The organism is Sphingopyxis sp. H053, from assembly GCF_001468225.1.
GTDB lineage: Bacteria > Pseudomonadota > Alphaproteobacteria > Sphingomonadales > Sphingomonadaceae > Sphingopyxis.
This window is the reverse complement of record NZ_LNRU01000017.1, coordinates 42,378-65,912: the sequence shown is the minus strand read 5'-3', so window position 1 is coordinate 65,912 and position 23,535 is coordinate 42,378. Positions and strand designations below refer to the sequence as shown.

The window sequence follows — 23,535 nt, the reverse complement described above, 5'->3', positions numbered from 1 at the left end:
GTTCCGGTCTTCGCTCACGACGCCGGCCTCCCGTCGGTGCGGGTGATCCGGACACGCTTCTGATTGTCGCCGGAGCCGAACCGCAGCTCGGCGGCGGCGAACAGCCGGTCGACGATCATGTAGTTGGTGCGGACGCGATAGTTGACCAGCTCCGACGTCTTGCCCTCCGGGCCGACGACGAACAGCGGCGGCATCTCGCCCTGGCCGACGCCGCGTGGGAATTCGATGAAGACTTGCCGGCCGTCGTCATAGGCCCGCAGCGGCCGCCATGCAGCACGGTCGCCGGTCACCTCGTAGCGGAAGTTCAGCCGTGCGAGATCGACGCCGGTGGCCACCGGCTGGGTGGCCTGCGCCTCGGCATTCTGCCTGCGGAGCGCGATGAGCTGGTCCTGCGGATACTGCCACGAGACCGAGGCCATATAGGTCCGCTCGGTCGAGCGCAGCTCCATATGGTAGGTGCGTAGATTGGTGTTGATGACCAGGTTGGTCATCAGATCCGCGCGCGTCGGCTTGACGAGGATATGGACCTGCAGCGTCGCGCCGGCGCCGCTCTGCGTGTCGCCGATAATCCAGCGGACCGTATCGCCGGCCGCGACCGGCCCTGAGCCGACGAGCTGCTCGCCGGGTTGGAGCGCAATGTCGGTGATCTGCCCGACGGCGGTGTAGACCTGATAGAGCGCCCCTTGCGTGAAGGGATAGACCTGCATCGAGTTGATGAAGCCGTCGCGCACCGGCTGAATACGGGCGGCGGCGTTGGCCTGGTTGACGCGCGCGGTGGGATCGGCCGGCTCCGGAGCGCGGCGCGATTCCTCGACCGGCTTCATCTGACCGGGCAGCGGCAGCGGTCGCGGCAGCTCGACGACCCGGACCGGCGCGGGAGGATCGACGGTCTGCACGGCGGCCGGAGCGTCGTCGTAGCTGATTTCCGGCGGCGGCGTCGCGGTGGCGCAGCCGGCGAGCGCCGTCGCCGACAGCAGCAAAGCCGCAAATGTCTGAATGCGCAAAGCCGGCCTTCCGGCTTTACGGAAATACGGCTTTGTCATTGCCCCAGCTCCCGTGACCATGAGATTGCGTTGACGTAGATCCCCAAGGGATTGGCCCGCAGCCGGTCGGCATTGCGGGGAATCTGGACGACGATCGTGAGGATCGCGGTCCAGCGCGTGGTGTCGGCGAGCTGGCCGTTCTCATACCGGCGCTCCGTCCAAGCGACGCGGAACGAGTCCGGCGACGCACGGATGACGCTCGAGACATCGACGGCGATCTGCTGGCGGCCGACCTTGGTGAAGGGATCGTTCGAGCGCGCGTAATCGTTGAGTGCGGCCGCGCCGCGATCTGTCGTGAAGTCGTAGGCGCGTAGCCAGTTCTGGCGGACGATGATCGCGTCGGCTGGGATCGAGCGGACCTGCTCGATGAAGCGCGCCAGGTGGAAGGCGATCTGCGGATCGGTCGGCTGGTAGTCGGCGGTCGCAGGCGCAATCGCTTGCGCCTGGCCGAGCCGGTCTGTCTGCACCACCCATGGCACGACGGTTCCCCGAGCTGACTGCCAGACCAGCGCAGCGGCGAAGCCGGCGCTGAGGAACAGCGATCCGAAGGCCATATAGCGCCAGTTCCTCGCCTGGACGCGGGCCGAGCCGATACGGTCGTCCCAAACCTGGGCGGCGCGCTGATAAGGGGTCTCGGGCTCGGGAGCCTTTCCGTAATGCGTAGAGGGTCTTCGGAACATCAGCGGTCGCTTTCAGAGAGGTTGATGGAAGAGCCGCCGCCATGGCTGTCGCCGCTGCGGACGGCATGGACGGTGGTGGAAACGGCGTGGCTCATCTGCTGGGAGCGTTTCATGCGCTGGGCCCAGGCGGGCGGCGTGTTTGAATTGCCGGCGGCGGGCGCGGCCTCGTCTGAGCCGCCGCCGATGGTGCCCATGGTCGAGGAGCCGCCGGTCGCCTCGAAGGCGGACTTGGCGCCCTCCGAGAAACTGGAGCGCATGCTTTCGGTCGAGCGTTCAGCGGCGCGGCGGAGCGGCGATGTTGCAGCGGAACCGGCGGCCCGGGCGACGCCGCCCAGGCCACTGGCCACACCTGAGGCGCCCGACTGCCCTGCGGCGCCCAGGCTGTAGGCGGTGGAAGCGCCGCCCGCGAGGGCGGCGCCCCCGCGAGCGGCGGCGGCCGCGCCTCCTGCCAGCGCGGCTCCTCCGGACGCCACCGCTCCAACCGTGGCGGCGCCTGCGGCGACCATGCCGCCCGCGGCTAGGCCGGTTCCGATGGCGGCGCCCGCGCCGAGCTGGGGTCCGCCAGAGACGAGACCGTTGGCGATGCCCGGACCGAAGATGCCAAGACCGAGCAGCGTCAGCGCCGCGAGCACGATGGCCATGGCCTGATCGATGGTGGGTGTTGCCCCGCCGAAGCCGGCGGTGAATTCGGAAAACAGGCTCGACCCGATGCCGATGATGACGCCGAGGACGAGCACCTTGATACCTGAGGAGATGACGTTGCCAAGCACACGCTCGGCCATGAAGGCGCTCTTGCCGAACAGCCCGAACGGGATGAGCACGAAGCCCGCCAGCGTGGTGAGCTTGAATTCGATCAACGTCACGAAGAGCTGGATGGCCAAAATGAAGAAGGCCAACAGCACCAGCGCCCAGGCGAGCAGCATCACCGCGATCTGGATGAAGTTCTCGAAGAAACTCCAGTAACCCATGAGATCGGATATGGAATCGAGCAGTGGCCGGCCGGCATCGAGGCCGGTCTGGGCGACGCGGCCGGGCCGCATCATGTCGGCGACGGTGAAACCGGTGCCGGAGGCTTTCAGGCCGAGGCCAGCAAAGCTCTCGAAGATGATGCGGGCCAGGTTGTTCCAATTGCCGATGAGGTAGGCAAAGACGCCGACGAACAGCGTCTTCTTCACCAGGCGCGCCATGATGTCTTCGTCGGCGCCCCAGCTCCAGAACAGCGCGGCGAGCGTGACGTCGATCACGATCAACGTCGTGGCGATGAACGCAACTTCGCCGGAGAGAAGCCCGAAGCCGCCGTCGATGTAGCGGGTGAAAACTTCCAGGAAGTGGTCGATGACGCCGGTGCCGCCCATGATCTCAGCGCGCCTCGTTCGTGTGGGAGTCGACGGCCGGCACGGGCTCCTTGACGATGGGCTCGCGCGTGACCGGCGGATTCTGCGGGATGTCCTGCGGACCGGGCGCCTGCGGCGCCGGCTGCGACGGCGTGAGGAAGCGGTCGCGGTTCTCCGCCCAGGTCTGCAGGCACTCGCTGTCGCTGGTGCCGGCCTCGCCGAGCCGCTGGCAGCGGCGCAGCTTTGCCTTCAGCGGATCGGCCGCCGCTTCCGCGGGCACCGCGATGCTGCGGTAGATCGGCGGCTCGTCCTTGCGGGCGAGTTCGATGGCGGTGGCGGTGACGGCGAAGGTCACGAAGAAGATGGCGCCGATGCGCGCGAGGATCTTTCCGTCCATCGTCGCGCCCTCAGTTGCCGTTCTGGAACATCTGCGCGTTGCCGGGCTGGTAGCCCGAGCCCGGCGTCAGGAAACGGCGGCGCTGCTCGCGGCCCTGTTCGGCGGCCGCCGACCGCTCGGCTTCGGCGAGCGCCTGGGAACGGCCGTTCGCCGAGACGACGGCGGTCAGGTCCGCGAGCTGCTGGGCCTGGAGTGCGAGAAGCTGGTTGCCCGCCTGGGTGGCCTGCAGCGCGCCGGTGGCGCCCTGGCTCTGGCCGACCAGCGCCGACATCTGGGTGCGGTTGGTGTCGATGTTGCCGACCACGCCGGCCTGGACGCGCATGGCGTCCTGAAGGCCGGAAACGGTGTTGTTCCAGCGCTCTTTCGCCTGGGCGATGAGCTGCTGATTGGACGCGCTCATCGAGGCGCTTCCGGCCCCGTAATTGGTGCGGAACGCCTGATCGATGTTCTGGACATCGTAGGCGATGCGCTGCGCCTGCTGCAGAAGCTGTTGGGTGCGCTGGACCGATTGCTGGAGCTGTTGCAGCGAGGAGAACGGCAGGCTCGCGAGGTTGCGGGCCTGGTTGATCAGCGAGGTGGCCTGGTTCTGGAGCGAGGTGATCTGGTTGTTGATCTGCTCCAGCGAACGCGCCGCCGTCAGGACGTTTTGAACGTAGTTCGTCGGGTCGTAGACGATCCATTGCGCCGAGGCCGGCGCGACTAGCACCGGCGACGCAGACAAAGGGATGGCGAGGACGGCGGCGGTGATCGCCGCGCGGGGAATGCGCAGTTTCATGGCAGGCTCTCCAGGTTGGTGAGGTCGGGAATGAGGTCGACCGCCCATGTCGCGCCGCGCAGCCGCAGCCAGGCGGCGAGGAATCCCTTGCGGCCATGCTCGGTGACGATGCGGTCTATGGCGGCCTGGTCGGTCTTCGACGAGGCGGCGCAGAGCGCCAGCGCGACGTCGGACAGGCCCAGCTCGAACAGGCGATTGCCTCGGCGGGACTGGCAGTAGTAGTCGCGCTTGGGCATCGCCCGCGCGAGGATCTCGATCTGGCGCGAATTGAGCCCGAAGCGCTGATATATCGCCGTGATCTGCGGTTCGATCGCGCGCTCGTTCGGCAGTAGCAGCCGGGTCTGGCAGCTTTCGATGATGGCTGGCGCGATCGCCGAGCCGTCGATGTCGGAAAGCGACTGCGTGGCGAAAACGACGCTGGCGTTCTTCTTTCTGAGCGTTTTCAGCCACTCGCGGAGCTGGCCGGCGAAGCCCTCATCGTCGAGCGCGAGCCAGCCTTCGTCGACGATGATGAGCGTCGGCTCGCCGTTCAGCCGGTCCTCGATGCGATGGAAGAGATAAGCGAGGACCGCCGGGGCCGCATCGGTCCCGATGAGGCCTTCGGTCTCGAACGCTTGCACCGTGGCGCTGCCGAGATGTTCGCTCTCGGCGTCGAGCAACCGGCCATAAGGCCCGCCGACGCAATAGGGTCTGAGCGCCTGCTTCAGGTCGTTCGACTGGAGCAGCACCGCCAGCCCGGTGATCGTGCGCTCGGCGACCGGCGCCGAGGCGAGCGACGTGAGCGCCGTCCAGATCAGCTCCTTGACGTCCGGTGTGATCGCGACGCTTTCTCGTGCTAGGATTGCGATGATCCAATCGGCAGCCCATGCCCGTTCCGGGGTCTCGTCGATGCGGGCGAGCGGCTGGAGCGAGACGCTGTCGGCCGAGCCTTCGGTAAGCCCGCCGCCAAGATCGTGCCAGTCGCCGCCCATAGCGATGGCGGCGGCGCGGATCGAACCGCCGAAGTCGAAGGCAAAGACCTGTGCTTGGCGGTAGCGGCGGAACTGCAGCGCCATGAGCGCGAGCAGCACCGACTTGCCGGCGCCGGTCGGGCCGACGACCAGCGTGTGGCCGACGTCGCCGACATGGATGGAAAACCGGAACGGGGTGCTTCCCTCGGTCTTGCCAAACAGCAAGGGGGGCGCACCGAGATGGTCATCCCGTTCCGGACCCGCCCACACCGCTGATAGCGGGATCATGTGGGCAAGGTTCAATGTGCTGATGGGAGGTTGGCGGACGTTGGCGTAGACGTGGCCGGGCAGCGAGCCGAGCCAGGCGTCGGCGGCGTTGATGCCTTCGGGCATCGCGGTGAAGTCGCGGCCTTGGATGACCTTCTCGACGAGCCTGAGTTTTTCCGCCGCGATGCGGGGATCGTTGTCCCAGACGGCGATCGTGGCGGTGACATGGGCCTGGCCTGCGAAATCCGCGCCCAGCTCTTGCAGCGCCAGGTCGGCGTCGGCGGCCTTGTTGGCGGCGTCGGTGTCGACGAGCGTCGAGGCCTCGTTGGTCATCACCTCCTTGAGGATCGCGGCGATCGACTTGCGCTTCGAGAACCACTGCCGTCGGATTTTCGTGACGAGCCTGGTGGCGTCGGTCTTGTCGAGCAGGATCGCCCGGGTCGACCAACGGTATGGGAATGCGAGGCGGTTCAACTCGTCCAGGAGCCCTGGCGTCGTGACGGTCGGGAACCCGACGATGGTCAGGATACGCAGATGCGCTTCGCCGAGCCGCGGTTCGAGCCCGCCGGTCAGCGGCTGATCGGCGACCAGGGCATCGAGATACATCGGCGTCTCGGGCACGCGAACGCGGTGGCGCTTGGTCGATACGGTCGAGTGCAGGTAGGTCAGCGTCTCGACGTCATCGAGCCAGGCGCATTCCGGCATGAAGGCTTCGACGAGCTGCAGGATGCGGTCGGTGCGGTCGACGAAGCCGCGCAGCGCCTCCCACGGGTCGACGCCGCGATCGGCCTTGCCCTCGTAGAGCCAGCTTTCGGCGCGCGCGGCGTCCTCGGCCGGCGGCAGGTAGGCGAAGGTGATGAAATAGCTGGACTCGTAGTGGGCCGCGTCCTCCTCGAAATCCGCCTTGCGCTCGGCATCGACCAGAGCGGATGCGGCATCCGGAAACCGGCTCGCGGGATAGGCGCCGACGGCATGGCGCTGTGCCTCGACGAAGATTGCCCATCCGCTGCCGAGGCGGCGGAAGGCGCTGTTGAGGCGGCCGGCGACGGCGACCAGCTCGGCCTGCACGGCGGAATCGAGGTCGGGACCACGGAAGCGCGCCGAGCGCTGGAACGAACCGTCCTTGTTGAGGACGACGCCGGGGGCGACAAGCGCCGCCCAGGGCAGGAAATCCGCAAGGCGGGTCGAGGTGCGGCGATATTCGGCGAGGTTCATCATGGCGGGCCTCAGACTCCGAGATGGCCGGGGATGCGCAGGTGCCGACGTCCGACGTCGACGAACTGCGGGTCGCGCTTGGCCGCCCACACAGCGGCAAAGTGGCCGACGGCCCAGACCGCAAGGCCGACCAGCCAGAGGCGCAGGCCGAGACCGAGGGCTGCGGCGAGCGTGCCATTGAGGATGGCGATGCTCCGGGGTGCGCCGCCGAGCAGGATGTGCTCGGTCAAGGCGCGGTGAACCGGAACGGTGAAGCCAGGCACGTCGCCGCCGCTCTCGATCGGTCCGGCCATCAGACGAGCGCTCCGCCGCCGAAGCTGAAGAAGCTGAGGAAGAACGAACTGGCCGCGAAGGCGATCGACAGACCGAAGACGATCTGGATCAGGCGCCGGAAACCGCCGGACGTATCGCCGAAGGCCAGCGTCAGGCCGGTGACGATGATGACGATGACGGCGAGGATCTTGGCGACCGGTCCCTCGATGGATTCGAGGATCGATTGCAGTGGGGCCTCCCACGGCATCGAGGAGCCGGACGCGTGGGCGGCGGGCGCCAGCGCGAGGCTGACGAACGCGACGGCCGCGAACGTGCGGATGTGGCGCTGAATGCGCAGGACGTGACGGATCATGAGGGGTCTCCTTCGGGGGGCTGGGTTGCGGGGGTGACGCGGTAGTCGCCGCTGGGTCCGAGCCCCTCGACGCGGCCGAGTTCGGCGAGACGTCGGTTCGAGCCGCGTCCGGAGAGGACGGCGACGAGGTCGATCGTCTCGGCGATCAGCGCGCGCGGGACGGTGACGACAGCTTCCTGGATGAGCTGTTCGAGGCGCCGCAGCGCGCCGAGCGCGGTGCCGGCGTGAATCGTCCCGACACCACCCGGATGGCCGGTGCCCCAGGCCTTGAGCAGGTCGAGAGCCTCGGCGCCGCGTACCTCGCCGATCGGGATGCGGTCAGGCCGCAGGCGCAGCGAGGAGCGCACGAGGTCGGACAGCGTCGCGACGCCGTCCTTGGTCCGCATGGCGACGAGGTTCGGCGCGGCGCATTGCAGCTCGCGGGTGTCCTCGATCAGGACGACGCGATCCGAGGTCTTGGCGACCTCGGCGAGCAGCGCGTTGGTGAGCGTGGTCTTTCCGGTCGAGGTGCCCCCGGCGACCAGGATATTGCGGCGGTCGGCGACGGCCTGACGCAGGATCTCGGCCTGCACGGGGGACATGATGCCGGCGGCGACGTAATCCTGCAGCGTGAAGACGGCGACCGCCGGCTTGCGGATGGCGAAGGCCGGGGCCGCCACGACGGGCGGCAGCAGGCCCTCGAACCGCTCCCCCGTTTCCGGCAGCTCGGCCGAGACACGCGGATTGCCGATATGAACCTCGGCGCCGACATGGTGCGCGACCAGGCGCACGATCCGCTCGCCGTCCTCCGGCGACAGCGTCTCGCCGGTGTCCGACAGCCCCTCCGAAAGCCGGTCGATCCAGAGGCGGCCGTCGGGGTTGAGCATCACCTCGACGACGCTGGCGTCGCTCAGGAATCCGGCGATGGCGGGGCCAAGGGCCGTCCGCAGCATGCGGGCGCCTCGAAGTATCGCTTCAGATTTCTGGTGCGAATCGGCCACGTTGTCCCCGTTCTTTGCGGGACCGCGTCAGGCCGCCCCTGGATCGGGGATGAGTAAGAGAACCGGAAATCGGCCCTCGGCAACAGGTGTCAGGGCGTAGTAGCAGTGTAGCGTGCAGAGACAGGGAAACGGAGGAACTGCCGATTACTTGAGTTGCCGCAATCGCTGCTTATTGCGCGTCGCGCGCGGGCTCGATGTCCTCCGAAATCTCCTGACGGAGCTTTGGCCCCTTGGCGAGTCGGCGGCCGAGCGCAGCGACGAAGGCGTCGTAGCGTTCTCCAGCCTGTGCCCGGGCGGCGGCCTGGGCCGGTTCGGGCAGCGGCGGGTTCGAGGTCAGCCAGAAGCGCACGAACACCGCCAGCATCTCGACCGAAATCCCCATGTCGCGCTCCATGCGGGTCATGCGGCGGTCGAGCTGGTCGAGGCGTTTGGTGGTCGCCGCTTCCTGCCGCTCGGCCGCGTCCGGCGACAGGAAGGACGCGATCGCTGCCTCGGCGACCAAAGAGCGCGATTGATCGCGGCGTGCGGCATGGGCGACGAGCGCCTTCATCACCTCGGGTTCGAGATAGACCGACAGGCGCTGTTTCTTCGACGGATCGGCCATGGGCGTCTCACAGCTCCATGCCGTCGTTCGGGTCGAGCGAGACCTGACGCGCGACGCCCTGCATCACCTGGTTGGCGCGGCTGATCCGAGCGGCATCCTCGTCGGCGTCGTCATCGAGCCCCACCTCGAATTCATTGTCGATCGGCGCCTTCTTCTCGACGGGCGCTGCGCGGTTCAGCTCGGGCTGATGGCGTCGCTCGGAGCCGGTCGGATCTTCGTCGCCAGCGTCGGCCGCCGCGTCGGCCCCGGCGAGCGCGGCGACTGGGCGGGCCGGAACCGGCAGCCTGGTCCAATCGTCGGAGCTGGGTCGGTTCGACTTGGCGAGCGTCGGTGGCGCGACGATCCGCTCCTTGAAGCGTCGGTCCTCGAAATAGCGGGCCTTCTTCGCGCGGATCGGCGGCGTGCCCGCGACCATGACGATCTCGTCGGCCGGCGGGAGCTGCATCACCTCGCCGGGGGTCAGGAGCGGTCGCGCCGTTTCCGAGCGCGACACCATCAAGTGGCCGAGCCAGGGCGACAGCCGATGGCCGGCATAGTTGCGCATGGCCCGCATTTCGGTCGCCGTGCCGAGCGCATCGCTGACCCTTTTCGCGGTCCGCTCGTCGTTGGTGGCGAAGCTGACGCGCACATGGCAGTTGTCGAGGATCGAATTGTTCGGCCCATATGCCTTTTCGATCTGGTTGAGCGACTGCGCGATCAGGAATGCCTTCAGGCCGTAGCCGGCCATGAAGGCCAGCGCGGATTCAAAGAAGTCCAGTCGCCCGAGCGCCGGGAATTCGTCGAGCATGAGGAGCAGCCGATGCCGGTTGCCCTTAGCGTGCAAGTCCTCGGTCAGGCGCCGGCCGATCTGGTTCAGGATCAGGCGGATGAGTGGCTTCGTCCTGGCGATGTCGGATGGCGGCACGACGAGGTAGAGGCTGGTCGGATGCTTGGCGCCGACGATGTCTGCGATGCGCCAGTCGCAGCGGCGCGTCACCTCCGCCACCACGGGGTCCCGGTACAGCCCGAGAAACGACATGGCGGTCGACAGCACGCCCGACCGCTCATTGTCTGATTTGTTCAGCAGCTCGCGGGCCGCCGACGCGATGACCGGGTGCGGACCGGCTTCGCCGAGATGGGCCGTCTTCATCATCGCCGCCAGCGTCGACTCGATCGGCCGCTTCGGATCGGAGAGAAAGGCGGCGACGCCGGCGAGCGTCTTGTCCTCCTCGGCATAGAGGACGTGCAGGATGGCGCCGACCAGCAGCGCATGGCTGGTCTTCTCCCAGTGGTTTCGCTTTTCGAGCGAGCCTTCCGGATCGACCAAAATGTCGGCGATGTTCTGGACGTCGCGCACTTCCCATTCGCCGCGGCGCACCTCGAGCAGCGGATTGTAGGCGGCCGATTTCGCGTTGGTCGGATCAAAGAGCAGCACCCGACCGTGGCGGGCGCGGAAGCCGGCGGTGAGCGTCCAGTTCTCGCCCTTGATGTCGTGGACGATGGCCGAGCCCGGCCAGGTCAGCAGCGAGGGCACGACCAGGCCGACGCCCTTGCCCGATCTGGTCGGGGCGAAGCACAGCACATGCTCGGGCCCGTCATGCCTCAGATAGGCGTGGTCGAACTTGCCGAGCACCACGCCATCCTCGCCGAGCAGACCGGCGCCGCGCACCTCGTCGGCGCGGGCCCAGCGAGCCGAGCCGAAGGTCTCGGCGTTCTTCGCCTCACGCGCCCGCCAGACCGACATGCCGATCGCAACCGCGATCGAGATGAACCCTCCGGAGGCGGCGATATAGGCGCCCTCGACGAAGATCGGGGGCGCATACGCATCATAGAAATACCACCACGGGAAGAAGGACCAGGGATAGTAGACCGGCCAGTCGCCGAGCATGAACCAGGCCGGGCCGAGCTGCGGTTGGAAGCCGAGCTTCCAGGCCGTCCATTGTGTGGCGGCCCAGGTCGTCAGCAGGACGATCGCGAAGACGGTGAGGATCTGACCCCAGAGTATTTTCGTAGCAGACATCGACGCTCACCAATTGCATTTTCGCAAATTGGTGAAGAGCTGCGGCGCTATTCAATACGTGTCGTCATCATGTCGTACTGTAGCGCAAGGTAGCGAGAAATTACCGGTCTTCGACCGCCAATACGTGCGATCAACGTTCACAGCACGAACCCGCCATCGATAGTCAGGCTGGCGCCCGTCATATAACCAGCCTGATCGCTCGCAAGGTACGATATGAGGCCCGCAATCTCCGCCGGCTGTCCAACCCGGCGAAGGGGAATCATCTCTCGCAATTGTGGAATCATCCCCGCCGTCATGTCCGTCTCGGTCGGACCAGGCTGGATGTTGTTGACGGTGATTCCACGCGGAGCGAGATCGAGGGCAACGCCCTTTGCCATCGATGCGACAGCCGCCTTGGTCATGGCATAAACGCTGGCGCCCGGTGTGCCTGTGCGGACTGCAGTGTTGCTGCCGATCGTAATGATACGACCTCCGTCGCGCATGTGGCTGGCGGCAGCTTGGATGGCGAGGAAAACGCCCCGAACATTGACGGCCAGCATCAGGTCGAGATCCTCCAAAGTGAAGGCGTCCACCGTTGCTATCCGAATGATCCCGGCATTGACGACGACGACGTCGATCTGTCCAAGAGCCTCCGCGGTTTGCGCCGTGGCAGCTCGGATCGCCGTTGGATCGGCACTGTCAGCCCTTATCGAGAGCGCCGTCCCTCCCGCCGCCTCGATGGCGGAGACGACCTCTGCCGCCTTGTCCGGGCGCGACACATAGGTCAGAGCCACCGCGAATCCGTCTGCGGCCAGTCGCGATGCCGCGGCGGCGCCGATGCCACGCGATCCGCCGAACACCAGCGCTGTCCGGCGTTCCGTCCTTGATCCATTGCTCATGAAGAGTCCTTTCTTGATCGATCAGTGCATAACTAGGTGTGGTTCTACGCAGACCATGCCGATCCCCTAGTGAGATCGCAGGCGGTCGGTGGCGAAGTCGGCCATGCGGCGTAGTTCCTCCAAGCCACCGCCGCCACGCGCGGCAAGCTGAATTCCCGCCATGGTCAACTGAATGAAATTCGCTGCTTCCCCGGGGGTGAAGGTGGGGTCGATCTCTCCATTCGCCTGACCTTCGCTGAGTCGCTCGGCAAGCCGCTTGTTGATGGCCATCCCGACTTTGGTCCTTAGTTCGCGAAGTTCGGGATCGGATGCCCCGAATTCGCCGACCGAATTGACACCCATGCAGCCCATCGTCCTGAGCCTGTCGTCCTCGTCGATGAGTCCGATGAGCAGATCGCGGACGCCGGCTAGTGGTGAAATGGCGCCGTTCAGCCGCTTCAGGTGGCCGCTCGTCGTCTCTCGCTGATAGGTCTCGAGCGCTTCCACATAGAGCCGTCGCTTGTCGCCGAAGGCGTGGTAAAGACTCTGCCGCCCAATTCCCATTGCTTGGATGAGGTCTTCCGTCGACGTGGCGGCATAGCCCTTCGCCCAGAAGGCCTTCATGGCTTCCTTCAGGGCGACTTCCCGATTGAACTCTCGCGGTCTGGCCATGAACGCGGTTTAACCGTTATGCACTGATCAGTCAATAACGGCTCGCATGACTTTCATCGGCGAGCGACGTCAATTCCCTAGAGGCCGATTCCCCGCTGCCGGCCGAAGCTCCAGTCGACGCCGCCGTCGCCGCGGGCGACGCCCGAGACGTGACGGCCGAGCTGCTTTTCAATCGATGGTGTCCAAGGCACAAGGCTGAAGCCCAGGCCATCGTCGATCATGGCGAAGCGGCCGGTCGCGAGCGTGAGGCGCCGCTGATAGGTGCCGGTGACGTACTCGCCGGCCTCCGACTTGACCTGGGGTCGACCGGTCTCGGCGGTGATGCGGGCGGCAACTGCCTCCAGCTCGCGCCGGCGCAGCGTGTCGATCAGTCCGGGCTGGAAGCTGACGCCGCGCTTCTGGCGCTCGGCGAGGCCCTGACCGACGAGATGCTCGGCGCGGCGATCCATGGCGTCGCGCACCTCGGCGCCGAAGCCGCCGCCGAGCGCCACGGGCTCGCGGGCGATGGCCTGCCGGTCGAGCCAGGTCGCACCGGTCGCGGTGACCTGCCGCTCGATGTCGATATCGGAGCGCACGGCGATCGCGACGCGACGACGGCCCTGCGCATCGTCGAACTTGCGCAGCTCGACGATCGAGCCCGGCGCGCTGTCGCCGGCCGCGTCGAGGTCGGGCAGCTTGATATGATGGGTGCGGCCGTCGATGCCGTCGACAACGGCGAACGCCGTGCCCTTCAGCTCGTCGTCGAGCCCGCGCGCGACCAGGCGGCCGATGACGGGATCGTTGAGGCTTTCCGACGCGAGCACGTAGCTCGCGGTGCCGCGTGCGATGCCGCGCTCGGTCAGGCCATGATGGATGCGCTTGATGATGTCGCCGCGCTCGCCCAGCTCGCGCAGCGTCGCCTCGGCCTTCTCGGAGATCGTCCACTGGCCGGGGCCGATTTCATCGGCGAGGCCGAGCCCTTCGAGCTTGCGCAGCCGCCCGACTTTGAGCGCGCGGAATTCGTCTGGCCGGCGATCGGCATGCGGTGCGAGATCGATGACGCCGGTGCGATAGGCATCGCGGGCGAACTGGCGATCGAGATTGGTCCAACGATCGGCGTCGATCTGACGTTCGAGGGTGCGCCGGATCTCCTGATCGGTGCGCGGCCCCAACTCGTGGGTGATGAGGTCGCGCGCCCGGTCGCGCATGCCCTCTTTTATGTAGTCGCGCGAGATGACCAGGTCCGAATGACCGGCCCCCACCGAGTGGTCCGGGTGGATTGTTAGTGCATTCGCGCCTCCATCGCCAGTGTTGGCCGTAGGTGGAGCGAAGCGGAACCGGAGGGCAACACTGGCGATGGAACGGCCTCTGGCGCCGGTGGCCGATACCCGAGCGAGCTGTGCGGCCGGACTGTGTTGTAATGTCGCCGCCAGGCTTCGATCAGGATGCGGGCCTCGGCGAGCGAGTAGAAGATCTCGCCATTGAGCAGTTCATCGCGCAGCGACCCGTTGAAGCTCTCGCAGTATCCATTCTCCCATGGCGATCCGGGGGCGATGTAGAGCGTCTTCACGCCGACCTTCGCCAGCCATTCCTGCACCGCCGTCGCGATAAATTCCGGGCCATTGTCGGACCGGATATGCGCGGGCGGACCGCGCGTGACGAACAGTTCGGCCAGCGCCGCCAGCACATCGTCGCTCTTCAGCTTACGCGCCACGGGCAACGCCATGCACTCCCGGCTCGCCTCGTCGATGATCGACAGGATGCGGTATTTGCGACCATCGTGGGTGCGACCCTCGACGAAGTCATAGGACCAGACGTGCCCGGGATATTCCGGCCGAAGCCGGATGCATGATCCGTCGTTCAACCAGAGCCGCCCGCGCTTCGGCTGCCTTTGCGGCACCTTGAGCCCCTCGCGTCGCCAGATGCGCTCGACCCGTTTGCGGTTCACATGCCACCCTGCATTGCGCAGCAACGCCGTCACTCGGCGATAGCCATAACGACCATATTGCCGCGCCAGCGCAATGATATCCGCGGTAAGAGCTGCTTCGTCATCGGCCCCGCGAGGCACCTTGCGCTGTGTCGATCGATGTTGCCCGAGCACGCGGCAGACCCGTCGCTCGGACACCGGCATCATCATTCTGATGTGATCGATACAGCGCCTTCGGCGCGCGGGGCTCAGAAGTTTCCCCGGGCGGCCTCCTGCAATATCAGCTTGTCTAGCGTCAGGTCCGAGATCGCACGGCGAAGCCGCACATTCTCCTTCTCCAGATCCTTCATCCGACGTGCCTGATCGGTCTTCAGGCCGCCATATTCCTTACGCCACCGATAATAGGTTTGCTCGCTGACCGCGATCCGCCGACACGCCTCCGCGGTCGTCGCGCCCTGCGCCAGCACAACCTCCGCTTCACGCAGCTTGCCGATAATCTCTTCCGGGCGATGCTTCTTGCTCGGCATTCCATGTCTCCTTCGTAATCCAAAATATCATCAATTTTGGACCACTCAGAAGGGGGCAGATCAATACGGTCCACAGCAATGCGACCGATCACAGGGTCGAAACGAGCACCGAATGGCAAACTACGACGACGCTCTGAAAGTAATGGACGCGGTCGCAAAGTACCGTGAGGACGAGAGCTTGCCTAACGACCCGCACGAAATCGACCGCCTGTGCGAACGCTTGTTCTCGAACGATGGATTTGACGAAATCGCCATCGCATGGAAGCGTATTTCGAAATACGAGCGTGAGGTACACGGAGGCGATTGGCCAAAGGCCGATTGATGAGAATTGCCGTCATGCTACTATTGCCGCATGGCGAAACGGATTGAGCTCTACCAGGAAGCTGCCAAGCGGATGGCGATCAGCCCTGACGCGTGCATGGAGCAAATTCGGCGCTGCAGCATCAGTTCCAAGTTCGGATATGAGGGCACTGACCCAGCTTCGCTTGCCGCGATCGTGGGAATGGACGCAGACTGGGGTGCCGCCGCATTTGCGGAACTGCGGAGCACCGGTTTCATTAAGACGGACTGGGCCCGTTTCAAATGGTACCAGCCCAGCGGCAAGCAACTCGATGATAAGATAGCCGAACTAGCGGCAATCGAAGCCGCGGCAATCATCAGGCTGTCGTCCATGGACTGCGCGCCGGCACTACCTGTTATCCGCGCCTTGGCTGAGAACTTCCTCGAAGAAGCGGATGGCGGGGACACGATTGGGACGAGCCTTGCTCATAACAGGATGATGCTGGCGATCGTCAGCGCCACCGGCGAGCTTCGCCTCATGGAAGATTACGTCAAACACGCCAGTTTGGCGGTCGCCTATGCAGTTGCGGCTCGACTTGAGGCTGCCGACCTCGAGGGCATGAAACGTTCAGCTAATGTCATTGTGGACCTCATCGGGACGCCCGAACCGCGGGACTGTGCAGCCGAAGCTGTCGCCATGCGGCTCCACCCGAGAGAGCCCGTGATCGCGTAGGAGGCCTCACTCAGCAAAGCGGCAGGGCTACCTGACCGACCTCTTCCAAAGGCTCTATAATCGGCGTGAATGTGCGGGAGCTGCCCGCATAGGTTGGATACCCGGCTATGTTGTCCTCGATCGTCTGAAACCCATCCTGGCGGTCGTTGACCGGATAGATGCCCTCGCCCATCTTTTCGATGAGCGTCTGGAGCGAAGGGGCGATGCCATCGAAGAAGATCCGGCTAGCTGCGCGAACGCCCGCAAGGTCGCCTGACCTGGCAGATCCAAGAAACTGGTCGCTCGCCTCCACTAGAAATCCTGTGCGGACAGCATAAGAATCTGCCATCCAAAGGAGGCGGAAAAACGCCTGGGGGATGAATTGCGAGACAAGGTTGGCAAGGGTGCTTTCCTTGCCACCCAGGACGATATGCGTCAGCCCCATGGCACCAAGAAAAAAATCCTCGTGTTTCACAGGGACGTTTCGAATGCGTTCGTCGATGAATGCCGCAAGCGGGCCAAGAGTTCCACCCCCGGACTGCGCCAACCGTACTGCTCCGATCTCGACGATTGCGCCCAACGAAAGGCGCCATTCCTCAACTTGGCTCTGCGAGAATGTTGAGATGACATAGGACGTGCCCGAGCGGGTAAGATAGCCGCCGACCTTCAAGGCGACCAGCAGCCTGCGCGCCATATTGATATGAAGCCCGTAGTAGGCAGCCATGTCCTGGGCAGAGTACGGTGCTCCAGCCTTGAGCTCGCCAAATAGAATGCGCTCTCGAAGATCGAGATAGGTCGCGTCAGTCTTCGATAACATGCTCTCAACGGCTCGCTTGAATTCAGCGCAACCGCTCCCCTTCTGGTATGATTCTGGCACCCCACGCAATCGCTGATACAAATCGAATCGGCAATCGACTCCTAACCCCTCGCAGCGTTGATCCTATGATTGTCTTTTTGGCGTAAAAACGCTACGGAAAGGCTAGGAGAACCCCGATGGACGATTTCAACAACAGATCGAACATGGATCCGATCACTTATGCTGTCGTCACTGGCGATATCTCACGCGGCGCATCCCCAACTGATCTCCCTGGCCGTTTCGGCAACCCTAAGAGCCCGGAAGAGTATCTCACCTACGGAGGGAAGCCTTCGAAGGGTGGTTCGCTGATTGCACTGGCTCTTTCGATTGCCTTCCTCATCGTGGCCGTCCTTAGCTGGTAGCCTTTCCGGAATAGCGGTTGGGTTTAAAAGGTCACCGCTGATCACGATCATAGAAGCGCTCATTGAAGCGATCGTCGGCACCGTCCTCGCCTTTGCGATCCTGCTGAAAATCCTGACGGCGCTGGCCGGATCGCGTGACATTGGTCTCATAACGCTGTCCGAGAGACTGACCGCCTTCCTCAATTCGATTGCCGATCGCGCTGTCTGACGCCCCCTCGACAAGATTGCGCGGTGACCCGGCTGAACGACGGGGACCCTGTCCGCGTAAGTCTGCTTCGGTAAATGAGCCCGGACCTGAGACATTGCCCACAAGCGAACCAGATTCTGGTATCAGATCGCTGAACGGCGCCACCCGCTGATCGTAATAGTCGGAGATTATCGCCCGAGCGACCACTTCAGCAGTCGCCTGCTCCTGGGGGCTAAGATCAGTACGGGCCAGACTCGGTGCCGTCAGACCCAGTTCACCAGCCTTTTCCTGGTACCGGCTTGCGATAATCTGGCTGAGGTCAAAGGAGAGATTGGACCCATAGCCATCCCTACTTGAGGTGTTGCTGCTGAGGGATTTCGAGACCTCGTCGATCGCCGCAATGCGCTTATCAATCCGCCGAACGTCCTCAAGAGCCTGTTCACGGGAAAAGGCCTTTTCCGAGTACCCTTCGCTCCGGCTGAAGCTGCCGCTCTGCGAATAGCCGTTCATCGCACTCCATGCGCTTTGCTTCACCGTCGAAAGAAATTTGACCGAGAATTCTGGGCGCTCCTCGATCGCCTTGATTAGATCACCGAATTTCGGCGCGATCGTATCCTTTTCGACGAACGCTTCTATCTCCTGTTCCGAAGCGCAGTAATGAATCCAGGCCCCGCGCACGAAGCACTCGAAGGCACATCGGACGAGGGCGAATGCACTTGCATAAGTGGCCATCGATATCAGTGTGATAATGCCAGCATGGTGCTCGATCGACAGATCGAAGAGTTGGCCAGGAATGCGATGCCTGTGATCGCCTTTGATCTCCAAGCCTTCGAGGCTGGCGCGAATCCATGCCAAATCATCCTGCGCCATTGAGATGGCCGTCCGAACGTTTTCCGAGCTTGTACTCGTTTCCATGTTTGTTTCTTTCCCACCGCCTGTGGCTGGGGTCATTGAAAGGTTAATGTCACCGCATTCCTTCGCGTGGGAGTGTGGGATCACCAGCATCAGACCTGCGCCAGTACTCTTCACCAGCAGCTATGCCAGATGCTGTGAGAACATAGCGGTCGGCATAATCGGAGCTTGCCGCGAGCAGCCCGAGGCGAACCAATGGCGCGACACTGCCGTCGGCAACCGATCTTTCGCTGCGCGTTTCACCGTTTACGATTGTCCATCGCTTGCGACCATTCTCGATGAATAACTCAATTTCGCTCGGAATTCTGGTCGGAGCAGACGCTTCGCCCCGTACAGTCGACCAGCGGTGAGAAAAACAGATTGTCAGGAAGCTCAGCGTCTCCCTTGCCCGAGGGGGAATTTCCAACCAGTCGACCAAAGCATTGGCCGAAGGGAGCAACCCCTCGCGCTTGTTCAACAGGGCTTCTTGTCCGCAGACATAGGCCTTCACCATTGCGCGCTCGATCTCGCCAATCGTATTTTGCGTGCGCCCCCCTTTACGCGCCTCGCGATCCCGGGCGACAATTTCGCGCGCGGCCTCGCGGAACAACGCGCGCATTTTCGATGTTGGTCGCTCGGCTTTGGCAGGCTTCCTTTTGACGTTCATGGTTGCAACATCCCGAAGAAAAGCGAGCCTCAGACCGGCTGACGCGGCGCGATGCCGAGGCGCTGTGCGACCTGCGTGTAGAGACCGACGATGCCGGGCATGGCGACAGTGACCGCGAGACCGAATGGTACAGCTTCATCTATCGGAGTGCCCGGATCTGGATCGCGCTGCACAACGAGGTCAATCGTCATATCCGGGCCGACGACCGGCGCTTTGTCACCTTCCCAGCAACGCATGAATATGGTGCCGCGATTAGTCTGATTGCCGTCAGGTTGAAGGCTACGCGGAGAAACGCCCAAAGTGCCGGCTTCTGCTGGATCGAGCAGCTTGAGGCGAACGGATCGGTAGCTCTTGCGTCCCGGTTGCACGGGTGTGAACCATGCTAGCGTCGCCGACAGGCTGTGGGGCCGGGCCTGACCGCTCATGACCGCCGGTATGGGGACACGGACAGTGGTGACACGGTCGCGTGAAAGTTCTCCAACCGCCCAGAACGTCGCGCGGTCCTCCGCGCACGCTACCGCGTCTTCGGCGTCGACATAGCCAAATCCCAGGAAGCGCCTGATATTGTCCTTGATGTGGCTGTGATGCCCGCCGACCGGACCGATGATCGCTTTGATCCGTGCAGCAATGTCATCGGGCCAGCGGGCGGGATGGACAAGCAGCGCCTTGAGCAGGGCCGCCCGCTGAATGTGGGGCAGGCCCGCAAAATCCGGATACGCTGCCTCCAGTGCGTCGTGGATTCGATGACATGTGCGTGATGCCAGCGCGGTCGCGCCGCTGGTCCCGCCCGAATAGCCTTCGGCTACCCCGAAGGCGCCGGTACGAGGCGCCGCCACTTTGAGGCCAGCGGGGCGCGTTGAGGGCGCCGGTCTGACGAAGACATGACCGTCGGTCCGCATCTGGCGGAGGTGCTCGCGACCTCCCGGCATCAAAATGTCAGGTTTGACTGATCGGGCAAATCCAGGGCCGAGAGCGCTCGACGGGTTGGCGGCACGAATGCCCGGAAAGGGGTCGATGATGGTGCGGGCGGCGCGGCGGTCCGCAGCCGACACCCAATCGTCATTGGACGCGCCGACCGTCACCGCGTTGATTGCCTCGGACGGCGAAAACATACGCCGGTCAGCCATCAGATTGCCGATCGCGGTCAGCGTGCCGTCACAGCGAGCGGCGGCGTCAGCGTCTTCGAAAGCCGTGCCGGTCGCGAAGGCTGGGACGCCGAAGGTCTCCCTCACATTACCAGCACTCACCAGAAACAGAATGCCGTATCGGTACGCCAGTCGATCCAGCAGCCGTGCCCATGCCGACAGCGACGACTGAAAGGGACGCCGCTCGTTGCCAAGCGAGAGATTGACGATCAGCACGCCCGGCGCCGTTGCATCCGGGCCTTCTCGCATCGCTCTAATGGCGAGAAAGATGATGTCGACGACAAGCCGTCGTGCCGGGAAGCGATCCCCAGCACCCATCACCGGAACAACATGAATGCGCCGCGGCAATGCCGGTGCGGGATTGTTCCTGTCGCCATGCACGAGGAGCGACGCCATCGCAGTGCCATGGACGCGTTGGTCCACGGGGGCATGGGGTTCGAGATCGAATTGATCATCCACGACCAGATGAGCGGCGAGCAGCGGATGTGCGGCGACTGGAACTCCGTCGAGCAGGGCCAGGATCGGTTCGCGCAGGTTGCCGACCGCAGCAGCGGTGCCGGCGTCTGTGACGTCCTCGATCTCGATCGTCGTCGCTAGGCTTTGCGGGCGGATGTGCATGACAGGCTCGAGGCTGGCGATGCCGCCTTCCGCCTGATCGATGATCTCCCGGATCGCGCGTACCGGCAAATCCACGAGCAGGGCATGATAGGCGATCTCGGGCAGCCGGGCACGCGAGATGATCTGCCCGCCGCGTGCGGTCACTGCCGCGCGCACTTCATCTTCCCGTGCCTGGGCCTGAACCTCAGAGGCTCGGTAGATCAATTCGATCTCCAGCGGGACAAGCTCGTCCTCGCCGCGCTCCTCGATCTCCTCGGCGAGAAAACTGGCGTCGATTCGTTGGACCCTGTCCTGAGGCCCCCATGGTCGCAGATCGCGAAGCAGTTCGAACACGCCACGCCACGGCGTCTCCCCGAATTGCAGTTGATCGGCGTTCCAGCGCCTCCAAAGAGAGAGCAGTTCTGCGAGCGCGCGTGCGTCCGGAACAAGGAGGTAGGCAACGGGCTCCTTGTCGTCGTCGCTGCCTAACTCCTCCTCGTCGATCAGTTCGAGGCCGGGCACGCGCTGAACGGCTGCGGCAAAATTGTTTACCGAGCCACGGACTTCGAAGACGAGCAATCTCTCCGGTGCCAGGGCAGCCGGATCGGCACGCAGTTCGAGACCGCCCGGATCTCGCGCCAAAGCCTGGGCCAGGCGGTCGAATTTTGGGGCAAATGTGGCTTGCTGGCGATCCCGAGGGAAAGATTCAGGTGGTCGGGGAAATTTTTGCTGACCGGCGGGGCGTTGTCTTGATTGGTCTGGCGTCAGCCTCAGCAGGGGCTTGGTTGGATCGCTCGCCATCTACATTCCCGGGCCGTACGCGCGATTTCCATAGTTCAAGCTCTGTCTCGAGCGCATCATCGATCCCAATCTCCCCCAAACCCAATATCTGCCTGCGCCTCACATTCTGGCACAGGTCGAGCGCTTCAGCATAACTTACTTCGCCAAGGCGGGTCGCGAGCTTCTGTACAGTCATGCGCGGAGTTTCAGGCCAGCCAGAGATGACCCTGTCCAAAAACACCTCGAGCAGTTTGCGATCGGGCTGTGGAAAAGCTAACCGCATCTGAAAGCGACGCCATACCGCGCGATCAAGCAACTCTGCATGATTGGTAGCCGCAACAACTATGACATACGGCGGCAATTGATCGAGTTGCATGAGCAAGAACGAGACCACGCGCTTGATTTCGCCGGTTTCATGGGTGTCGCCACGCTCTTTACCGATAGCATCAAACTCGTCGAAAAATAGGACGCTCGGCTGTGTGCGCACATAATCGAACAGTTTGCGAAGACGGGCGTTGGTCTCACCAAGGTAACTGCCGATCAAAGCATCATAACGCACCACGAAGAATGGTAAGCCCAGCGCTTCCGCGATTGCCTCAGCAAAGGACGTCTTCCCGTTTCCAGGAGGCCCGGAAAGCAGAATCCGATGCCGTGGCTCATAGGCATGTGCGCGCAAAACATCAGCACGCATGTGCTCTTCGATCAGCTGACGACCATTCTCGCGCGCTGGCAACGAAAGGAGCAGATCATCAAATCTAACCCGCGCTTCGATTTCGATGATCGTGTCTCGACCTGGCCCGACCTGAGGCTGGGAGGTCGTGAGAGGCGGCGGCGTTACCGGCACGGTGCTTAGTGCGCGTTCGATGCGATCTGCAACGATGTGGTGATTTTTGGCTCGTTCGTCCGCGGCAATGGCCTCGGCCGCTGCGCGCAACGTCTCACGGTCGCCAGCAACGCTGGCGCGAACGAGCGAGACGAGATGATCAGCGCGGGCCATTTTCTATGTTTCAGTCACTCAAGCGGCAGGATCAAAATGGACTACCTAGGGAATCTAATGAAATTTTCCTGCGGTGTAATCAATTATTCGAGGTCCAGCTCTAGCAGACCTAGCACGAAAACGCCTCTGCCATATGTGACGCTCCGTAAGGGTACCTGAAACCAGGGACCATCGTGGAGCAAGCCAGCATCCCATAGCCCAGATTCTCTACAGAAATCTCTCACCCGCATGGTTCTCGAACAGCGCTGCGTCGCGGACATAGCCAAGCAGCACCTCGACCTTTTTCTGCCGCGATACCTCCTGCATCTTCGGCAATGAGGCCCCCGCCTTGGCTGCCTCGGTCAGGAACCCTGAGCGTAGCGAGTGGGCACCGAATGCGGCAGGATCGAGCCCAACCTTTTCAGCGTAACGCTGGATCAGGCGGGCAACCGAGCGATCCGACATGGGCTCCTTGGTCATCATACCTTGTGCGTCGGTGCGGTAAAACAAAGGACCAGCCTCCCCTCCCCTAACGCTGAGCCATTCGTTGAGGCGCGCGCCGGGCTTTAGCACCTTACCAGAAGGCACCGCGATGACCTGCCCTGCGCCCTCCTGGTCGGTTTTCGAATGCCGGATCGTCAATTTGAGACCCTCCCGCACCAGCTCAAGGTCAGCCAGCTGTAGCGCGACAAGTTCGGAACGCCGGAGCGCCGCCGCCAACCCCAGTGCCATGACCGCTCGGTCGCGGATCGCTCGCGGACTCTGGCCTTCGGCAGCTGCAATCATCCGCGCAAGATCGGCCGCCAGAATTGCGCTCTTCTTGCGCGTCGGCCGAGCACGTTGCTCACGCCGGATCCCAGCAAGTGTGTCGGCGATTACTGCGCGCGGATCGCGGTGCTGGGGCGCAACCTGTCCTGCCTGCCTGTGGTGCCAGGCGATGGAGGCAAGGTGCCGCCCGATGGTGCTGTCCGCCCTCCCCGCCTGCGCCAGCCAGGCAAGGTATGTGGCAACTGCCTCCGGCATGGCAGGCATAGGCTCAAGATCGCGCGTCCAGCACCATTCCTCGAACTGCCGCCAGTCACTGTCATAGGCCCGCACAGTGTTGGCCGCCTTGGATCGCGCCCGGTACGAGCGCGCCGCTTCGATCTCAGCTGCGAGCTGCGGCGGGATCGCATTCCCCAGCGGCGAAAGCGCGACTTCATCTGAAAGCCCCAAAGCCCTGCTGCTGTCATCGTCCACGGCGACACTCCTC

At 64.0% G+C, this 23,535-nt stretch carries 24 protein-coding genes; 3 read left to right on the top strand and 21 right to left on the bottom strand.

Annotation, left to right across the window (positions count from 1 at the left end; all coding sequences use genetic code 11):
• Window positions 1–14 precede the first annotated feature (14 nt).
• From trbG to ATE70_RS22800, 15 genes are all read right to left on the bottom strand, one after another.
• Complete coding sequence (gene trbG / locus ATE70_RS22870) at window positions 15–1,043, bottom strand: P-type conjugative transfer protein TrbG (protein WP_196490233.1); 1,029 nt, start codon at window positions 1,041–1,043, stop codon at window positions 15–17.
• Complete coding sequence (gene trbF, locus ATE70_RS22865) at window positions 1,040–1,723, bottom strand: conjugal transfer protein TrbF (protein WP_054362435.1); 684 nt, start codon at window positions 1,721–1,723, stop codon at window positions 1,040–1,042. Before trbF ends, trbG begins: the two co-directional genes overlap by 4 nt.
• Window positions 1,723–3,078, bottom strand: coding sequence for a P-type conjugative transfer protein TrbL (gene trbL, locus ATE70_RS22860; RefSeq protein WP_054362436.1), 1,356 nt, complete (start codon window positions 3,076–3,078; stop codon window positions 1,723–1,725). Before trbL ends, trbF begins: the two co-directional genes overlap by 1 nt.
• A gap of 4 nt (window positions 3,079–3,082) precedes the next feature.
• Entirely contained in the window at window positions 3,083–3,454 is a 372-nt protein-coding gene (gene trbK-alt, locus ATE70_RS22855) for a putative entry exclusion protein TrbK-alt (protein WP_054362437.1), read from the bottom strand.
• Window positions 3,455–3,464: 10 nt separating this feature from the next.
• On the bottom strand, window positions 3,465–4,229 hold the full coding sequence (trbJ, locus tag ATE70_RS22850; RefSeq protein WP_054362438.1) for a P-type conjugative transfer protein TrbJ: 765 nt from the start codon (window positions 4,227–4,229) through the stop codon (window positions 3,465–3,467).
• Window positions 4,226–6,664, bottom strand: a complete 2,439-nt coding sequence (gene trbE, locus ATE70_RS22845; protein WP_058457577.1) for a conjugal transfer protein TrbE — start codon at window positions 6,662–6,664, stop codon at window positions 4,226–4,228. Before trbE ends, trbJ begins: the two co-directional genes overlap by 4 nt.
• 8 nt (window positions 6,665–6,672) lie before the next feature.
• The gene (locus ATE70_RS22840; RefSeq protein WP_058457578.1) at window positions 6,673–6,954 is read right to left on the bottom strand and encodes a VirB3 family type IV secretion system protein; all 282 of its coding nucleotides are present in this window, start codon (window positions 6,952–6,954) and stop codon (window positions 6,673–6,675) included.
• Window positions 6,954–7,286, bottom strand: coding sequence for a TrbC/VirB2 family protein (locus tag ATE70_RS22835; protein ID WP_058457579.1), 333 nt, complete (start codon window positions 7,284–7,286; stop codon window positions 6,954–6,956). Before ATE70_RS22835 ends, ATE70_RS22840 begins: the two co-directional genes overlap by 1 nt.
• Complete coding sequence (gene trbB / locus ATE70_RS22830) at window positions 7,283–8,218, bottom strand: P-type conjugative transfer ATPase TrbB (protein WP_443026134.1); 936 nt, start codon at window positions 8,216–8,218, stop codon at window positions 7,283–7,285. Before trbB ends, ATE70_RS22835 begins: the two co-directional genes overlap by 4 nt.
• 217 nt (window positions 8,219–8,435) lie before the next feature.
• A complete protein-coding gene (locus ATE70_RS22825) occupies window positions 8,436–8,870 on the bottom strand; it encodes a ribbon-helix-helix protein, CopG family (protein WP_058457581.1) in 435 nt (144 codons plus the stop codon).
• A 7-nt stretch (window positions 8,871–8,877) separates the two neighbouring features.
• Window positions 8,878–10,869, bottom strand: coding sequence for a conjugal transfer protein TraG (locus tag ATE70_RS22820; RefSeq protein WP_058457582.1), 1,992 nt, complete (start codon window positions 10,867–10,869; stop codon window positions 8,878–8,880).
• A 137-nt stretch (window positions 10,870–11,006) separates the two neighbouring features.
• The gene (locus tag ATE70_RS22815) at window positions 11,007–11,747 is read right to left on the bottom strand and encodes an SDR family oxidoreductase (protein WP_156416661.1); all 741 of its coding nucleotides are present in this window, start codon (window positions 11,745–11,747) and stop codon (window positions 11,007–11,009) included.
• A 66-nt stretch (window positions 11,748–11,813) separates the two neighbouring features.
• Window positions 11,814–12,398: a TetR/AcrR family transcriptional regulator gene (locus tag ATE70_RS22810; RefSeq protein ID WP_058457583.1), complete on the bottom strand. Its 585-nt coding sequence runs from the start codon at window positions 12,396–12,398 to the stop codon at window positions 11,814–11,816.
• A gap of 77 nt (window positions 12,399–12,475) precedes the next feature.
• On the bottom strand, window positions 12,476–13,639 hold the full coding sequence (locus ATE70_RS22805; RefSeq protein ID WP_269433480.1) for a DUF3363 domain-containing protein: 1,164 nt from the start codon (window positions 13,637–13,639) through the stop codon (window positions 12,476–12,478).
• Between the two features lie 20 nt (window positions 13,640–13,659).
• A protein-coding gene (locus tag ATE70_RS22800; RefSeq protein ID WP_156419806.1) for an IS3 family transposase occupies window positions 13,660–14,831 on the bottom strand; the annotation gives its coding sequence in 2 pieces (ribosomal slippage) (window positions 13,660–14,567 and window positions 14,567–14,831; 1,173 coding nt in all).
• 112 nt (window positions 14,832–14,943) lie between these two features.
• Here ATE70_RS22800 and ATE70_RS22790 point away from each other — a divergent pair.
• Entirely contained in the window at window positions 14,944–15,153 is a 210-nt protein-coding gene (locus tag ATE70_RS22790) for a hypothetical protein (protein WP_058539811.1), read from the top strand.
• A 30-nt stretch (window positions 15,154–15,183) separates the two neighbouring features.
• Window positions 15,184–15,843: a hypothetical protein gene (locus ATE70_RS22785; RefSeq protein ID WP_058539810.1), complete on the top strand. Its 660-nt coding sequence runs from the start codon at window positions 15,184–15,186 to the stop codon at window positions 15,841–15,843.
• A 10-nt stretch (window positions 15,844–15,853) separates the two neighbouring features.
• Here the strand turns inward: ATE70_RS22785 and ATE70_RS22780 are convergent, their stop codons facing one another.
• Complete coding sequence (locus ATE70_RS22780; RefSeq protein ID WP_058539809.1) at window positions 15,854–16,639, bottom strand: hypothetical protein; 786 nt, start codon at window positions 16,637–16,639, stop codon at window positions 15,854–15,856.
• A 176-nt stretch (window positions 16,640–16,815) separates the two neighbouring features.
• Between ATE70_RS22780 and ATE70_RS22775 the strand changes: the two genes are divergently transcribed.
• Window positions 16,816–17,040 (top strand): hypothetical protein, encoded by a 225-nt coding sequence (locus ATE70_RS22775; RefSeq protein ID WP_058539808.1) that lies wholly within the window; start codon window positions 16,816–16,818, stop codon window positions 17,038–17,040.
• 31 nt (window positions 17,041–17,071) lie between these two features.
• On the opposite strand, the gene ATE70_RS22770 is transcribed toward ATE70_RS22775, so the two are convergent.
• From ATE70_RS22770 to ATE70_RS22750, 5 genes are all read right to left on the bottom strand, one after another.
• Window positions 17,072–18,142 (bottom strand): DUF6988 family protein, encoded by a 1,071-nt coding sequence (locus ATE70_RS22770; RefSeq protein ID WP_058801147.1) that lies wholly within the window; start codon window positions 18,140–18,142, stop codon window positions 17,072–17,074.
• Window positions 18,143–18,191: 49 nt separating this feature from the next.
• Window positions 18,192–18,785: a hypothetical protein gene (locus tag ATE70_RS25015; protein WP_156419805.1), complete on the bottom strand. Its 594-nt coding sequence runs from the start codon at window positions 18,783–18,785 to the stop codon at window positions 18,192–18,194.
• Between the two features lie 29 nt (window positions 18,786–18,814).
• The gene (locus ATE70_RS22760) at window positions 18,815–21,328 is read right to left on the bottom strand and encodes a S8 family peptidase (protein ID WP_231732812.1); all 2,514 of its coding nucleotides are present in this window, start codon (window positions 21,326–21,328) and stop codon (window positions 18,815–18,817) included.
• Window positions 21,234–22,304 carry an AAA family ATPase gene (locus ATE70_RS22755; protein ID WP_054590513.1) on the bottom strand — a complete coding sequence of 357 codons (1,071 nt, stop codon included), beginning with the start codon at window positions 22,302–22,304 and terminating at the stop codon, window positions 21,234–21,236. Before ATE70_RS22755 ends, ATE70_RS22760 begins: the two co-directional genes overlap by 95 nt.
• 207 nt (window positions 22,305–22,511) lie before the next feature.
• Complete coding sequence (locus tag ATE70_RS22750) at window positions 22,512–23,522, bottom strand: site-specific integrase (RefSeq protein ID WP_058539819.1); 1,011 nt, start codon at window positions 23,520–23,522, stop codon at window positions 22,512–22,514.
• Window positions 23,523–23,535: the final 13 nt, after the last annotated feature.

Coding starts and splice junctions, on each gene's coding strand:
- trbL (WP_054362436.1), bottom strand. CDS start 3,078: ATGGGCGGCACCGGCGTCATCGACCACTTCCTGGAAGTTTTCACCCGC.
- trbF (WP_054362435.1), bottom strand. CDS start 1,723: ATGTTCCGAAGACCCTCTACGCATTACGGAAAGGCTCCCGAGCCCGAG.
- trbJ (WP_054362438.1), bottom strand. CDS start 4,229: ATGAAACTGCGCATTCCCCGCGCGGCGATCACCGCCGCCGTCCTCGCC.
- ATE70_RS22840 (WP_058457578.1), bottom strand. CDS start 6,954: ATGGCCGGACCGATCGAGAGCGGCGGCGACGTGCCTGGCTTCACCGTT.
- trbE (WP_058457577.1), bottom strand. CDS start 6,664: ATGATGAACCTCGCCGAATATCGCCGCACCTCGACCCGCCTTGCGGAT.
- ATE70_RS22775 (WP_058539808.1), top strand. CDS start 16,816: ATGGACGATTTCAACAACAGATCGAACATGGATCCGATCACTTATGCT.
- ATE70_RS22760 (WP_231732812.1), bottom strand. CDS start 21,328: ATGGCGAGCGATCCAACCAAGCCCCTGCTGAGGCTGACGCCAGACCAA.
- ATE70_RS22755 (WP_054590513.1), bottom strand. CDS start 22,304: ATGGCCCGCGCTGATCATCTCGTCTCGCTCGTTCGCGCCAGCGTTGCT.
- ATE70_RS25015 (WP_156419805.1), bottom strand. CDS start 18,785: ATGAACGTCAAAAGGAAGCCTGCCAAAGCCGAGCGACCAACATCGAAA.
- ATE70_RS22810 (WP_058457583.1), bottom strand. CDS start 12,398: ATGGCCAGACCGCGAGAGTTCAATCGGGAAGTCGCCCTGAAGGAAGCC.
- ATE70_RS22815 (WP_156416661.1), bottom strand. CDS start 11,747: ATGAGCAATGGATCAAGGACGGAACGCCGGACAGCGCTGGTGTTCGGC.
- ATE70_RS22780 (WP_058539809.1), bottom strand. CDS start 16,639: ATGTTATCGAAGACTGACGCGACCTATCTCGATCTTCGAGAGCGCATT.
- ATE70_RS22790 (WP_058539811.1), top strand. CDS start 14,944: ATGGCAAACTACGACGACGCTCTGAAAGTAATGGACGCGGTCGCAAAG.
- ATE70_RS22770 (WP_058801147.1), bottom strand. CDS start 18,142: ATGGAAACGAGTACAAGCTCGGAAAACGTTCGGACGGCCATCTCAATG.
- ATE70_RS22820 (WP_058457582.1), bottom strand. CDS start 10,869: ATGTCTGCTACGAAAATACTCTGGGGTCAGATCCTCACCGTCTTCGCG.
- ATE70_RS22825 (WP_058457581.1), bottom strand. CDS start 8,870: ATGGCCGATCCGTCGAAGAAACAGCGCCTGTCGGTCTATCTCGAACCC.
- trbK-alt (WP_054362437.1), bottom strand. CDS start 3,454: ATGGACGGAAAGATCCTCGCGCGCATCGGCGCCATCTTCTTCGTGACC.
- trbB (WP_443026134.1), bottom strand. CDS start 8,218: ATGCTGCGGACGGCCCTTGGCCCCGCCATCGCCGGATTCCTGAGCGAC.
- ATE70_RS22785 (WP_058539810.1), top strand. CDS start 15,184: ATGGCGAAACGGATTGAGCTCTACCAGGAAGCTGCCAAGCGGATGGCG.
- ATE70_RS22835 (WP_058457579.1), bottom strand. CDS start 7,286: ATGATCCGTCACGTCCTGCGCATTCAGCGCCACATCCGCACGTTCGCG.
- trbG (WP_196490233.1), bottom strand. CDS start 1,043: ATGACAAAGCCGTATTTCCGTAAAGCCGGAAGGCCGGCTTTGCGCATT.